The organism is Enterovibrio norvegicus FF-33, from assembly GCF_000286835.2.
Lineage (GTDB): Bacteria > Pseudomonadota > Gammaproteobacteria > Enterobacterales > Vibrionaceae > Enterovibrio > Enterovibrio norvegicus_A.
Window position 1 is genome coordinate 2,196,150 of the sequence record NZ_AJYD02000038.1, and the last position, 14,044, is coordinate 2,210,193.

At 45.3% G+C, this 14,044-nt stretch carries 15 protein-coding genes and 1 pseudogene; 4 read left to right on the forward strand and 12 right to left on the reverse strand.

All coding sequences use genetic code 11. The features are described from left to right. Positions 1-126 precede the first annotated feature (126 nt). Positions 127-585, forward strand: a complete 459-nt coding sequence (locus A1OO_RS17875; protein ID WP_017003922.1) for a RidA family protein — start codon at positions 127-129, stop codon at positions 583-585. 186 nt (positions 586-771) lie between these two features. On the opposite strand, the gene A1OO_RS23640 is transcribed toward A1OO_RS17875, so the two are convergent. Beyond that, complete coding sequence (locus A1OO_RS23640; RefSeq protein ID WP_017003924.1) at positions 772-942, reverse strand: hypothetical protein; 171 nt, start codon at positions 940-942, stop codon at positions 772-774. A 156-nt stretch (positions 943-1,098) separates the two neighbouring features. Here A1OO_RS23640 and A1OO_RS17880 point away from each other — a divergent pair, with 156 nt between their 5' ends. Then, positions 1,099-1,971, forward strand: coding sequence for a helix-turn-helix transcriptional regulator (locus A1OO_RS17880; RefSeq protein ID WP_241819169.1), 873 nt, complete (start codon positions 1,099-1,101; stop codon positions 1,969-1,971). A 47-nt stretch (positions 1,972-2,018) separates the two neighbouring features. Here the strand turns inward: A1OO_RS17880 and A1OO_RS17885 are convergent, their stop codons facing one another. From A1OO_RS17885 to A1OO_RS17900, 4 genes are all read right to left on the reverse strand, one after another. Then, a complete protein-coding gene (locus A1OO_RS17885) occupies positions 2,019-2,318 on the reverse strand; it encodes a type II toxin-antitoxin system RelE/ParE family toxin (protein ID WP_017003928.1) in 300 nt (99 codons plus the stop codon). Further along, a complete protein-coding gene (locus tag A1OO_RS17890; RefSeq protein ID WP_016959857.1) occupies positions 2,306-2,563 on the reverse strand; it encodes a type II toxin-antitoxin system Phd/YefM family antitoxin in 258 nt (85 codons plus the stop codon). Before A1OO_RS17890 ends, A1OO_RS17885 begins: the two co-directional genes overlap by 13 nt. Positions 2,564-2,710: 147 nt before the next feature. Continuing rightward, entirely contained in the window at positions 2,711-3,364 is a 654-nt protein-coding gene (locus tag A1OO_RS17895; RefSeq protein WP_016959858.1) for a DUF4386 family protein, read from the reverse strand. A 108-nt stretch (positions 3,365-3,472) separates the two neighbouring features. Then, positions 3,473-3,847, reverse strand: coding sequence for a VOC family protein (locus A1OO_RS17900; RefSeq protein ID WP_017003929.1), 375 nt, complete (start codon positions 3,845-3,847; stop codon positions 3,473-3,475). Positions 3,848-4,268: 421 nt separating this feature from the next. On the opposite strand from A1OO_RS17900, the pseudogene A1OO_RS23840 reads away from it, so the two are divergent. After that, positions 4,269-5,230, forward strand: a pseudogene (locus A1OO_RS23840) (transposase). A gap of 289 nt (positions 5,231-5,519) precedes the next feature. Here A1OO_RS23840 and A1OO_RS17910 read toward each other — a convergent pair. The 4 genes from A1OO_RS17910 to A1OO_RS23480 form a co-directional block, all read right to left on the reverse strand. After that, positions 5,520-6,242, reverse strand: a complete 723-nt coding sequence (locus tag A1OO_RS17910; protein WP_017003937.1) for a hypothetical protein — start codon at positions 6,240-6,242, stop codon at positions 5,520-5,522. Between the two features lie 145 nt (positions 6,243-6,387). Continuing rightward, on the reverse strand, positions 6,388-6,669 hold the full coding sequence (locus A1OO_RS23975; protein WP_017003939.1) for a TonB family protein: 282 nt from the start codon (positions 6,667-6,669) through the stop codon (positions 6,388-6,390). 121 nt (positions 6,670-6,790) lie between these two features. After that, entirely contained in the window at positions 6,791-7,282 is a 492-nt protein-coding gene (locus A1OO_RS17920) for a rod shape-determining protein (RefSeq protein ID WP_035008647.1), read from the reverse strand. 21 nt (positions 7,283-7,303) lie between these two features. Continuing rightward, positions 7,304-7,513, reverse strand: coding sequence for a hypothetical protein (locus A1OO_RS23480; protein WP_017003943.1), 210 nt, complete (start codon positions 7,511-7,513; stop codon positions 7,304-7,306). 1,229 nt (positions 7,514-8,742) lie between these two features. Between A1OO_RS23480 and A1OO_RS17935 the strand changes: the two genes are divergently transcribed. Next, on the forward strand, positions 8,743-9,705 hold the full coding sequence (locus A1OO_RS17935) for a TerC/Alx family metal homeostasis membrane protein (protein WP_017003947.1): 963 nt from the start codon (positions 8,743-8,745) through the stop codon (positions 9,703-9,705). Positions 9,706-9,844: 139 nt separating this feature from the next. Here the strand turns inward: A1OO_RS17935 and A1OO_RS17940 are convergent, their stop codons facing one another. The 3 genes from A1OO_RS17940 to A1OO_RS17950 form a co-directional block, all read right to left on the reverse strand. After that, a complete protein-coding gene (locus A1OO_RS17940) occupies positions 9,845-10,645 on the reverse strand; it encodes an outer membrane lipoprotein-sorting protein (RefSeq protein ID WP_241819170.1) in 801 nt (266 codons plus the stop codon). 1 nt (position 10,646) lies between these two features. Then, a complete protein-coding gene (locus A1OO_RS17945) occupies positions 10,647-13,001 on the reverse strand; it encodes an efflux RND transporter permease subunit (protein ID WP_017003951.1) in 2,355 nt (784 codons plus the stop codon). Beyond that, positions 12,994-14,044: SDR family oxidoreductase (locus A1OO_RS17950; protein WP_035008648.1), on the reverse strand; the 1,051-nt coding region annotated here is incomplete at its 5' end. The genes A1OO_RS17945 and A1OO_RS17950, both read right to left, overlap by 8 nt.

Genomic DNA, 14,044 nt, shown 5'->3' on the forward strand with positions numbered 1-14,044 from the left:
CCTGCCTTATTTCGTCTCACTTCCAGCTATCTCATTTTTTCACTTGGTGATAGCTGTCATTCTTGCGTCGGTTTTTACACGCTTAATCCGCGACGCGCATCGATAGTCAAACGTAAGGAAACTAAAATGCGACATCTCTTCATCTTACTCACGGTCGGTCTCAGCGTTCTCACTGTTCAACCTGTATTGGCAAAACAGCATGAAGGTATCGAGTTTCTTAACTCCGGCGCCGTGCTGCCTAAGACACTTCCTTTTTCAGAGGCCGTCAGGGTGGATAAAACCCTTTATCTGTCGGGACAGATCGGCATTTTGCCGGGCACACTCACCTTAGCGCCGGGTGGCATAGAAGCGGAATCAAAACAGACGATGGAAAACATCAAAACGTCGCTTAGCGCTAACGGCTATGCCATGAGCGATCTGGTGAAATGCACCGTCCTACTGGCAGACATGTCTGAATGGCAGACGTTCAACGGCATCTACAAAACGTATTTTTCTAAACGATACCCAGCGCGAAGTGCAATCGGTGCCAATGGGTTGGCGTTAGGGGCAAAAGTGGAAGTGGAATGTATCGCAGCGGTTGATTGATACAGTGAACGTTATCAAGTGACCGTCACGGTAATTTGCTAGGTGTTGTACCCCCACGCAAAAGGAGCAACACCTAGCATCGCGCCAGTAAACGCGCCCATCGGGTCGCTATTAAAGCAGTGATACTCCGAACTATCCCCATAGGTGTGATTAGCTCTCGTCGAATCGGATGCGTTGAATTTGACTCTACGCGTCTTGTTTTTCTTGTTGGTACAACGCACTTTTCAATGCACTCTCGTTGCTAAAACCGACACTTGTCCAACCCAGCCCATATTCTTTTCCATAGAACCCTGTGAGGTCTTTAAGCCAGTATTCTTTACTTTTTTCAATCAGTTGAATGATATTTTTAAGCATCATTTCGCCTCGTTTTAGTGGGAGTAACAACACTATAGCGAGATGAAAAAAGCAGATTGATACGATGACGGCAGGTACTGGTACTTTTGCCGCAACTTAGTTTTTCTCGTCTGAAAGACTGTTAAAATTGGCCAGTAGCAATAAGGCCGAGTGATCACCGTGAGACATAAGAAAACCGCATTAGAAAAGCCACCAAGACGTGAAGGTTTTTCATGGCGCTATAGAAAGATAAAGCAAGTACAAAAGCCGACACTCTGGCACTGTCATGAAGAGTACGAGCTTGCTCTGCACCGAAATTTTGTTGGAACGGCTGCGGTATCGCACCATGAATCTCCCGTCGCTCACAACCATCTTATGTTGATAGGGCCTAATCTGCCCCATGCCGTGACATCAAAAGACATTGAAGGACAGCAATGTGAAACTCATGTGGTTTGGTTTCGCGAGTCGTGGATTAAACAATTGATGGCTAGCTGTGAGGAACTGAGAAACCTCACCCCATTGCTTGAGCGCTCCAAGCTCTGCATTGAATTCTCGGAACGAACGGCAGAAGACGTCTTTCAGCTTTTAGATGATTGCCCCAACACCAGCCCAATCGACCAGTTAGCGACCTTTCTTCAAGTGTTGTCTGTATTGGCGCAAGACAGCCAAAGTAAAACGCTGCTGCCGACCGCTTTGGGTCAAACCAAAATCGATGATGCAGAACGCGCCAAGATAGAGAAAATCTGTGATTACTTGGCACGTAATATGGCAAAACCCATCACTCTCGCCGATCTCGGCAGGGCATTTCACGCCAGCGATAGCAGCATTCAACGCCTCTTTACCGATCACTTTGGTGAAAGCTTTTCATCGTATTTGAAAAAGCTTCGCTTAGGACATGCGTGCAGTGAATTGCAAATGACAACCAAGCCTATCGGGTTAATCGCAGAGAGCGTTGGGTACAGAAACCTGTCGAACTTTAATCGTCAATTTAAGCAGTACAAGCAACTGACCCCGAGAAAATATAGAGGGCAGTTTAAGCGGGGAGCGTCATAGCCAAAGAAAACAGAGGTTGGAAGCGAAGCTCAAGGTCTGCATCTGCATTACTTACTCAAAAGAAACTTACGCAGTTCACGCTCTTCACGCATGACATACAAGATAAATACAGTCTCAGCTTCTTGTTTATAAAATACTCGGCAAGGGCTGACGACCACTTCACGATAATTCAACTGTGGCAGTTCAGGGGGAATTCGACCCGATTCAGGGAAAGTTTCTAGGCGTTCTACTTTATCAAAAACGGACTGAACAACTAGCTTTGCAGCAGGAAGCTTGTCAAGCGCGATGTATTCAGCAATATCGTTAAGATCGGAAAGCGCCGAATCAGTCCAGACTACTTGAGCCATTTTGACATCTTGTCCTTGGCATCTGAATGTGCGGTTACCTTTCCTTCAGTAACAGCTCTTTCGCCACGAGCGATACCTTCCAATAGCGCAAGGCGATTTTGCATGAACTCGTAATCTTCAACATCCACCAGATAAGCAGAGGGTTTGCCATGCTCAGTGATGAGTACAGGCTCTTTGCTATCGTGCAGTTCCGACAAGATTTTGGTCGCTTGGCGTTTCAACGACGTTACCAGTTCTACTTTCATCTGTGTTACCTCGAAGATATACTCAAAGTGATACTATTCTATCACTTTGAGTATGGCAAGGTTGGGAGATTTTTAAGTGCCTGTCCCCTCTAACCCATTTTAAACACTGAAAAGAACTGACGGATAACACCTCATTCAGCCTACGCGTTAGCGGTCGATTGCATTGTCTTGGCGTAGCAAACATATACCCAACCAAATAAACCAGCCAATTTGGGCAACACCGAATATTTCGGTAAATATTTCGTCGGGATAAACTGTAGTAATACCCGCTATGCCTACAAGCAAACCAAGATAATTTAGATTTCGCGAAAACTCCCCAGCTTGTAAGGCAACTACACTAAGTAATAAAACCCAAAGCCCCCCAACCAACTCATTTCCACCGCCGAGACTTTCTGTAATCAAAGAAACTATTGACCATATATCAAACGCTTTTTGTGGGTTTGCATCCATTAGATCGATTGCATGATCAAGACCAATCGTTGAGATCATGCCACTCGCAATCACTAAGCCTACCCAGATAACACCAAATAGGGAGCCAATTGCGAGTGCTGGGTCTTTTGTAGCTTTTAGCTTTTCGTGTAAACCGATAACCAGCACCGCAAGGAAAACGCCGAATATTACATACATTAGGAAATAGATGATTGAAAATATTTGTTGGTTTTCTGCAAGGTAAGCCATTTTTTCTGTTGGGCTACCAGTGGATGGGTATGACCAAAAAGCACCGAAGTATATAAAAGCAAGAATATAGATAAAAGCTTCAGAAATAGCTGAAACTCCAGCCAGTTTTTGCAGGTTTCTCATTCGACTAAATTCCGGTTTCTGCTAATGCTAACGTCGCGCTTTGCGGTGATTTTGGTGGCACAAAGTGCCGGAAAAATTATCCGACAACAGCGCCTTGATTAACTGCAATTACTCGGATTCCCAAGGGGAACATATATCAATGAGGCAGCCGTTTGGGTCTTTTACCAGAAAACGGCGTTGACCGTAAAACTCGTTACGGGGTGCTTGCAAAATCGATAGTCCCATATTTAGTGCTTTCTCATAAGTCGCATCAACATCGCTTACTACAAAGGTGACGTACATACCTGTTGGAGAATTTTGATACTCTTTCGGTACAAGCTCATGATCCCACTGAATAATTCCGTATTCAACTTCTGAATCTTCTGGCACGCAAAGTTGTATATACCAATCGCTTTCGTACTTTATTTTTAAACCTAAAAGATTTGCATAGAAATCTTTGCTTTCCTGTAGGTCATTAGAACATATATTCGTTAATATTTTCATCCGACTCCCTTTGTACATTTAACGCCCGCTTCTAGCTGACCCCCTCAAAATCTCTTTTCTAAACAATGAGAAGGGCGCACATCGACCCTTTTGAACTAATGAATTTCGCCAAAAAACACATTCCACCAAAAGGAATGAACGATGCGCGATATTCAAATTCTACAAGATACTCTACAAAGTCAGTGTCCCACTATTCATAAAAAGCGGCTTCACTTTCTGATACTTGCAACTAAATCCTCACTTGATGCAGAACAAATAGGACGCATGTAGAACAAATAGGACACACACTTTAAGAAAAGCTTTAATTTGTCAATTTCATACGATAGTGCTTCAAGGCTCAAAGGCAGGTCTCCAAGATGAATGCCGCGTTGCTGAACGATATGATCCCCGTATTGTTCAACGACTCGTCACTTATATCTCAATGACTAAAGCTCGCTCATCCCTCATTAGTATTGACGCTACGCCTTACTATCACTGCGTCTCGCGTTGTGTGCGTCGTTCATTCCTTTGTGGATATGATGAACTTGCTCAGCAAAACTATGAACATCGTCGTGGTTGGATTGAAGAACGGCTACTCGCGCTAGCAGGCGCATTTTGTATTGATATTTGTGCCTATGCCATCATGAGCAATCACTATCATGTGGTGCTCCATATTAATGCAGACAAATCTAAACAGTTGACAGCACATGACGTTGCCGAGCGTTGGTTGGCTTTTCATCAAGGTCCAACATTGATTCACCGTTTTCTGGCGCAAGATACACTCACCGACTCAGAAAATGAGCGTTGCCATACGGTGATTGAAACGTGGCGTGAGCATTAATGTCGATTAGTTGGTTCATGCGTCTACTGAATCAACACATCGCGTCTGAAGCCAACCGAGAAGACAAATGCACAGGTCATTTCTGGGAGGGACGGTTCAAAAGCCAAGCGTTACTCGATGAAAAAGCCCTTGCGGCGGCGATGGCCTATGTGGATTTAAACCCTGTTAGGGCTGCGATTGCAGCCACACCAGAAACGTCCGATTTCACGAGTATCAAAGCGCGAATTAACGCCATTGAAAATGAGAAAACTGCCACAAAAGGATTGTTCCCCTTTGTTGGAAACCCGAGAGAAAACATGTCAGAGGGCATCCCTTTTCGGTTGATGGATTATCTAGAACTTGTCGATTGGACAGGTCGCCAATGCCGAGAGGATAAGCGTGGTCAAATTGATAGCAGAACGCCTCCAATACTCAACCGCTTAGGGTTTGATTCCGCTGAATGGCTTGATGCCTACAAACATGCTGAAAAAGGAACTCTCATTGGCACAGAGTCATCCATTAAGCGCGCTTTATCTTTACTCGGGAGAAAGCGACTTTGTGGATTTCGACTCCCAGCCAGCTAGAATCGCCAAAACCACTCCCGATTTTTGAATGACCACCTTACTGGTGGTTTTCGCCTTCCTGCAAAACACCCATTCCCAGTAATTTCAGCGGGTTCTTCTACTTTCCTGCCTAAAACCTAGGGGAGAAGTGTTATTTGGGCACAATGGTAGAAAGACAAGTGATGTGGTTTTCTGCCATTTTAAGGATGTGTGTCCCGTTAGTTCGCGCAAACTGTTTGAAACGGCCAAATCACCGCTTTTAGAAAAATGCGCCACGAGTAAGCGTCCCGTTCATGCTTCTGTTAAATACCTAAAACCCAACACCTATGCTTTCCCATGACTTTTCCCAGCCTTCGTAAGCCGTTATATAAATTAATAATTCTCGGTGTTCACGCTCAAACATCTCTTGATTTGGTTCAGTTACTTCTGTCTTTGCCTTTTTTGCCAATAGGTACAAAAACAGTGCACGCTTTTCAAAAGTACGCCAAGTTGTTATAGCTACCCATTTATGTTCATCCAAAGGGCAATCAACCTTTAAGCTTGCTGATGATTCATCTATAAGGAACAAATAAGATTTGTACACAAAACCAGCACCTTGCAGCAGTCTACATGCATCAATAATGTCATCTAAAATATCGAATGTGTCTGAGTTTCTAAGTGCTTTTGATAGCTCGGATTTAACACTGGTGTTGAGACTAACATTTAAATATTTTTCAATGGGTTCAACACTTGAGGCCGATTGTAGGTTAAAACGTTCAAAAGTTTCTTTAATACTCGCGATATTAGTATCAAAAGCTCTTTGCACAGATTGGAGGTCTATAGCTCTCTTTTGTTCAGCTAACTGCTCTCGAATCCCCAAATAGGCAAGAAACGCGAACACAGGACCAAGTGTTCCACCAATGTAAGAACCAAAATTAGCCCACTCACTCTGCTTACTTGAGAAGGCAGGTATTTCGACAACATTAAATTGAACAAAGTAGAGCGCTAAAACAACAAAGGACAAAAGCCCAATTAAAGCCCAATATTTTTTCATATAGATTGTTACTCACTTACGACTTGGTATTTAACGTTCGAATAATGGGCGTTTACTAACACAAACTGATTGAAACACCTAAATCACGGCGTTTCTATGAAAATTGCGCCACGAGTAAACGTCCCTGTTTATTTGCTTGTTAGCTTTACTTTTCCGCAGTATCAAATTCTAACTTAACTCGCTGACCTAACCTTTTTGATGGAAGTTCGTTGACTATATAAGGCGAATATTTCCATTTACGCAATGCTTCAATTGCTAAAACGTCATGCCTTGAATCTGGAATTGATTCAATGACTTGAATATTCTCGGGCGAGCCACTTTCATCAATATCGAATGTAAGTAAAACGTAGTGTTGCTGTGAAGCGGCTGAATTACTCTGACAACCAACTAAAAGTAACACTAGAACGAGAAAACAGCTCCGTATCATATCCCTACTATCCGTTCTGCCAAGTAATGCTAACGCCTTACTAATGGGCGCATAAATGCTTGGCTAAAATTAGCGACGAAGGAGCGCAAGCCAAGCGTTTTGCGTCCTTTTGAGTAACTTGTTAAGTGGCTGATACTCTTGACTTTACTGTATCAAAATCTTCAACATTAGTATTGATTTTGGATCCTAAATATACAACTACTTCACGAGCACCAGCTCCAATAGCTAATTCTCTCAGAACTCTTTCTTCTATATCTGTCAGTCCACCATCGGTTTTTTCTAATTGATGCACAATGACGCGAGGTGAAGGTTTAATTTTTGATTTATGCAATGTGTACATACCATGCTGCAATATCTTTTCAGCACACATAAAGTCGGCAACAAATGATCTATTGTGTTTAAAGGGGTTAAGTACCCGAACATTCGGAGAAGAAAGAGATTTAGCTTCCGATCCAATTGCTTTTACTATTTCACCTTTTTTAGTGCTTTCTATAGCAATGTAAGGCTCAGTTTCAAAAGACAAGTTGGAAGAAAAAACTTTGATAGAAAGTTTGTTTTCACTTAATTCAAAAAGTAAATCATGTGAAAAAAGGCTTCTTATAAATGTAAACAAAACTCTGGGCCTCCGAGCCACTTAACGTCGTTTTAAGGGGCGAAAAACATTAGCTTCACGCAAATAAGCCACCTTAAATGCCATAAGTTGATATAACAAAATTTGCGGGAATGTTTTGCGTCCGCCTTCAAAACCTTTGTTATAAAGCTGCAACCCAAGCTGTTTGAATAGCCGAGCCTCGCCATTTTCTTTTGCAAGCAGCCTCTGGGGTGCTTGGTCTGTTCTGATCATTGATGGCTTGTTTGCAACACTTTCAATGGCGGGCGGCGATCCAACAACAAACCGCTTTTTTGTTGAGAAAACCAACGTGGTTTGTGGTTCAGATTTGCTGCTTACATGTAAGTATAATTACAGCGTATAACGTCGTTTTAAGGGGCGAAAAACATTAGCTTCACGCAAAAATACCACCTTAGACGCCATAAGTTGATATAACAAAATTTGCGGAGATGTTTTGCGTCCGCCTTCAAAACCTTTGTTATAAAGCTGCCACCCAAGCTGTTTGACTAGCCACACCTCGCCTTTTGCCTTTGCAAGCAGCCCTTGGGATGCTTGGTCTTTTCTGGCCATTGATGGCTTGTTTGCAACACTTTCAATGGTGAGCGGCGATCCAAAACCAAACCGCTTTTTTGTTGAGAAAACCACTGTGGTTTGGCGCTCAAAGTCGCTGCTTACATGTAAGTAAAATTACAGCGTATAACAGTGTATTAGACCCAAAAATGGTGTGTTTAAACACACCATTTAGTCCAATAACAACAAACTGCTATTCTACCATCAAGCGTAACGTTATGTTTTATAAAACTAAGATCCGAGTTCCAAAAGTTACACTGTTAAAGAAAGACAAATCGGTGTAATTGAAGATTATGCACCGTCACCATCAGGGCTGCGTATCTAACCAGTACTTAAAACACGACAGATACGCTATCGGTCATTAGCTGAGAAGAGCCGCTGAGACATGGGAAATTCAGTGGCGCGGAATTTTGATGAGTTTCTACTCTCGCTCAAAAAGGGGCATAAACGAGCTAGATTCTAACCCTTTTCGACGGCAGCACGTTTCCAACCCTAGACTTCAGTGCTTCAAGCGAAACCTGCAAAGAACAGCATGAAGCAGATCTAGGTGTATCTTGAACCATAGTAAATGCAACAGCATTGCCTTTCACTTCATAAACAATCCGACAGAAGGAAGTGTCACTGGCTCACGTCCTCTCAATCTGCAATTATATTAATCTAAGCCACATATTCTTGTTTCCAATTGCCTTAAAAAGCACTATCATCGCGCCGTTTTGGGGAGTAGTCATTCCGTCGCACTGTCGTCATCACGTAGCTTCCGCTACCGGCACGCGAGAACATAGCCATGCTGTGTTTTGACGAGACCAACGCCATTTATTCGCTTATTTTGCTTATAGCTGCGCGGTTGGTTAGGTATTCCCGTACCCCTATTTCCTCCGCGCACCGGAGGTGTCATGTTCCTAAGTGAACTTTTTTCAGGCTATGAAGGCCTATTAGTTCTTACCTTGTTGATGCTTGGCATCGACTTATTGATCACACGTGGAAAAATCAGTTTTCGCAGCGCAGTAATGTGGAGTGTGTTCTGGTTCTCTCTTGCGTTTGCTTTCGCGGGTGCTATTTATCTATTTTGGCCCCACATGGCGCCAACCAGTGAACTGACAAACGGTGAAGCCGCGACCTCGTTTATCACCGGTTATCTGCTGGAGAAATCTCTCAGCGTCGATAACTTGTTTGTATTTGCCCTGATCTTTGCGCAATTCAAAGTGCCAGAAAATCACGTCCCTCGCATCTTGATGCTAGGTATCGTCGGTGCATTAGTGCTGCGTGGCCTTATGATTTCACTGGGCGCTCCGCTTATCGCACAATTCCACGTCGTGCTTTACCTGTTCGGTTTCTTCTTGATCTGGACGGGCGTACAAATGTGGCGTCAGCATGGCGAAGAAAACGAATCGTTTTCTGACAGCTTTGCGGTAAGACTGGTGAAACGCTTCTTGCGCGTGAGTCCTGATTACGACGGCAACAAGCTGTTTACTCGCGATACGCTCGGCATTTTGGCAACCCCAATGCTGGTGGTTGTGATGGTGATTGCGATGACAGACGTGATGTTCGCGCTTGATTCCATTCCGGCCATCTTTGCGGTAACGCAAGAGCCGTACTTGGTGCTAGCGGCTAACGTGTTTGCTTTGCTTGGCTTGCGCTCGCTGTATTTCGTGCTTGGCGGCATGCTGAACAAGTTCGCGTATCTACACCATACGTTGGCGTTTATGCTGTGCTTTATTGGTACGAAAATGCTGTTGATTGAAACGCCATTTGCTATCGCGACGCCTGTGTCGCTGGGTGTGATTTTGGCGTCGTTGACAATCGGTATCGGTGCGTCAATTTGGAAGCAACGTCAGCTCGAGAAAGTCGCTCTCTAACCATTCTTAACCCACGTGGCCTTGACGTTCTCTCGGCAACGTCTGTTAAAAAAAAGTCGAAATACGATTAAAGAAAACGGGCTCATTACTGAGCCCGTTTCATTTCCTTTTTTCCAAGCCTGAAACTCCCCTCTTTCACTTATCTCGACAAGGCCTGCAAACGTTGGCTTCTAAAATCGTTCTTATTCAATGGTTCACCAAATTGGTAATTCGACCAAACCATGACGGTTCTTCTGCCGTTAAGTTCATTGGTCATATCCAAATTGAGCGGTCGCCAGCGACCCTTGTCGGGCAAGGTATAGTCAGACAACAGTAACGTTTTTTCATGGACACCACGGCGATTATGGAAGATGACTTTTTGAGCTCGGTTGTGTTCCGTGTCCACCCAAATCACTCGCTTGCTGTATCCGGAATTTTCATTCATTGGATAGCTTTCGATGACTTCGCAGGTCAGTTCGCTGTCAGGGCATGGCTCTGTTTTGAGCCATTTATAGGTATACTCATCCAATTCCTGTTTGGCGAGATCCTCATAGGAAAATTCTGACGAGACAAACTTGCCAGAGACATTCGAACTGGAAATACGTTTGGTACGCGACGCGGCGGGCAAATAAAGCCACTGGTGATCATCGTCAGGCTCAGTTCTGGCATGAGTGAGCAATGCAATGCCTCGCATGTCGCCAGGTGACTCAAACACCAGTACATTGTATTCACTCGGCGTGTTACCCAGATCTTCAAGCGTTAGGCTACGAAACGACCGCTTAACCTCGCGATTACCGAGATATAAGATCATTTCGCCATCAGCACTTGAGGTGCCATAACCGCTATAGGACTGATCCATCTTCTCCGCTATTTCCCTTCCCTTCTCGGCATCATTGGCCAATAGATTGGGAGACATTAGGAGCAGCGTCACCGAAAGCATCAAGGGGGTAAACCTACGCATATCAAACCTCCTGTACAGTGTGTTGTCGCAACATGCGGTCTGCTGTGATCAGCAGTGCGGGAACAAACAGAAAATCGTACAGCAGCGCGGTGATCACCACACCCAATGCTAACAAACCAAGATTGGCATTAATGGCAAAGCTAGACGTTGCCATTACCGCAAAGCCCAACGCAATGACAAGGGTGGTAACCATAAGTGCCAGCCCTATGCCTGAATAAACATCCACAACGGCCTGTTCAACAGCGTTCCCCTGCCGTCGCGAGTCTTGATATTTGGTAAGAATGTAGACGGTATCATCCACAACGATACCCATGACCATTGCACCAACAACAGAGACAGCGAGATTAATCTCACCCACAAAGTAACCCCAAATGCCAAGCACAATGAGGATCGGCAGCAAGTTCGGCACTAAGCTAAATAGCCCCATTGTCCAAGACCGCCAAGCGAGTGAAAGTAAGATTGAAATGGTGACAATGGTTGTGAGGTTACCCAAAAGCATCGACACACTGTTGCGCTCTGACACATACGCAAAGGCCAATGATAGGCCAGTGCCTGCCTGACCCGAGAGGAGTGGCGCATTTTGTTGCATCCAATCCTCTGCCGCCTGCTCAATAGCGATAGTGTCAGCAGATGAAAGGTTGTCCGTCATGATCGACAACCTAGACGAGGCATAATCCGGCGTAACGCGATCACTCAGGCTATGCCCATAAGGCGCTGATATTTCGTAGGTTGTTAGAAGTTGAGAACTAAGATACGGGTCGTCTGGCAGCTCGGCTGACGGTGTATTGTTAAACGCCTGATGCAACCGCGCTAGGTGGTCTGGCAAGGCTATCACGGCATTCACATGTGGCTGCTCTCGAAGCCAATCAGCAAACGCGGCCACTTGTCTTAAGTAATCCGGATCAGCCACTGTTTTGCCTTCAGGCGCATCGAAGGAATACTCGATTAGCCCCATTCCGCCCCAATGATCTTGAACCAAGTCAGTCTGAACACGGAAACTGTTTCTGTCATCAAAGTACTTTACAAAATTGTCATTGAACGTGATGAGCTGCAAGCCCAGTAGTGCGGTCACCGCTAAGGTTGAAAACACAAACAGAATCCAGCTGGCATTGTTGCACACACGCTTGGCCATCTTCCCAAAATGAATCTTAGGCAGTGCTGGCAATGGTTTTGTGCGGCGACGTAGCCATGCGAGTAAAACGAGTGGTGTCAACGTCAGGTTGACCACAAGGCTCGTTAACACCCCGAGCGCGGCAATGGTGCCGAGTTCACCAAACGGTTCGACATCTGAAAAGTTAAGGCTCATAAACCCAACAAACGTCGTTAAGTTAGTCAACGACAGTGGGACCACGTTGTAAGCCATAGCCGCAAGCACCACTTTATGCGGATCAACCTTAGGCATCACGTGTCGTAGTTGGTAGGTTTTCGCAATAATGTGGACAGCATTCGCGACCGCCAACACCAATATAATCAGCGGTGCTGCGCCCGACGCGGTATTTAACTGGAACCCCATCCATGCCACCGCACCCACAGCGCCAAGAATACTCAGCAGGATCACCATCAGCACAGTCAGCGAAGGAATCAACGCACGGAACAAGGCACCAATGAGTATCAACACCAGCAATATCATCGCGGGAACCAAAGAGCCAGAATCCGCATCGCTTGCTTCATTCAGGGCATAGTCGAGCATGACCAGTCCGGTGAGGTAAATCTGGTAGTCAGGGTATCGCTCTAGATACGCAGCCTGAAGCTCACGGGCATGAAGAGCCACGGTTTTCACAGCCTGTAAATCGTCACTCGACATGGCGACAGTCAAAAACACCGTTGCAGCATTGCCATCTTTGGCAATCAGATTTCCTACCACATCTGGGCGTTGTTCAAAAAAACGTGCCAGCGTTTGTTGCGTCTCGGGGCTTTGTTCTTCGCCAGATAAAATGAGGTCATAGACAATCATGCCGCCGCCATCCGCATCGGCGATGGGATCGATAAAGTTCACCAGTGATGTCACTTTGCGGGCGTAAGGCGACAACCAAAGTTCATCCGTCAGTTCACGTATCAATGTCAGTGTTTTTGGGCTGGTAGTTGACTCACCTTCCGGCGGAACCAACACAAACATGACATTTTCATCTTTGGAGTAATTCGCCTCAAGCTCATCCAGTGCAATTTTTTCTGGTGAACCGACAGCGAGAAAAACCCGAGCGGAATTATTAACCTCCAGTTTAGCGAGACCTCCCGCCAACAAAAATATCGCGCCCAACACGACAATCAAGGTGGTTTTGGTATGAGAAAGCACGTATGAAACCAAGCAAATTAGCCGTTTTTCAATGCCCAGTGGCTTATTTTTGTGCTCACTCATTAAACACCCGTCCTTTTTTCTCGTCATACAATGTCATGAATTGCTTTTGGCAGATTCGAATACTGGGTAGTAATGCGTCAGAAAAAGACACACCATCTGCTTTCATGGCATTGATGGCGGAGCGGTCGAACGTCCAATTTCGACTCGCTATTTCGAGGTTGGTACGACAAAACGCATTGAAAGCACGAACACGCGGAGAAAGACCCTGATAATCGAGCGAATCATTATCTGGTGCCCATTCCAATGTGTTGGGTTGACCGATTTCGTCAAACAATAGTGACCACAAATCTTTCATGGTGGGCGCTTGTGATGAATCAGACACCACATTAATGATCTTGCCTTTGAACGGCTGGGACAATGCGTAACGCATGACAGAGATGAACGCGTCTTGATGGACAAAGTTCATCTGGGCATCAGGACAGGCAAGGCGCATCAAATCAATATTGTTTGGCAGTAAACGTTTTGCGCCATCCCAAAGCTGATAGATGCCGTAGCGCTTTCCTGCATAGCTCCCTGTTCGACTGTCGCCTATCACCACCGAAGGGCGGATGATGAGATAATCTAACCCAGACTCTGACACCAAGCGTTCGGCTTTGCGCTTTGTGCGGGTATACATGGTGGGGTCATCGCCCTCGTCACCATAAATCCGCTCTTCAATAAAGCCATCACTGACTGCGGGCGCAAAAGCGGTCGAAATGTATACATGCCTGTCTATTCCTTTCGCTTTAGACTGCTCAAGTATCCAGCCCGTGAGCGCCACATTGACTGCATTGAGGTTTTCTTCGTTGAAGTATTCCACGGATCCGATGCAATTTATCACGGTATCAACACCTTCGATCTCTGGTGAGTCAAAGAGGTCATCGTTAAAGCAAACGGTGTCGAACAGGGCAGCAATCTCTTCATCACTCAAAGGCAGTATTGCCCCTGAGGCTTCAAGCGTTTCACGCGCAAGTTTGACAATGTCAGCTTGCAGTTCATCAAACGTCGCCGGATCTCGGGACGCAATCACAATTTGGTGTCTGGCATCCATCAATATGGCGGGC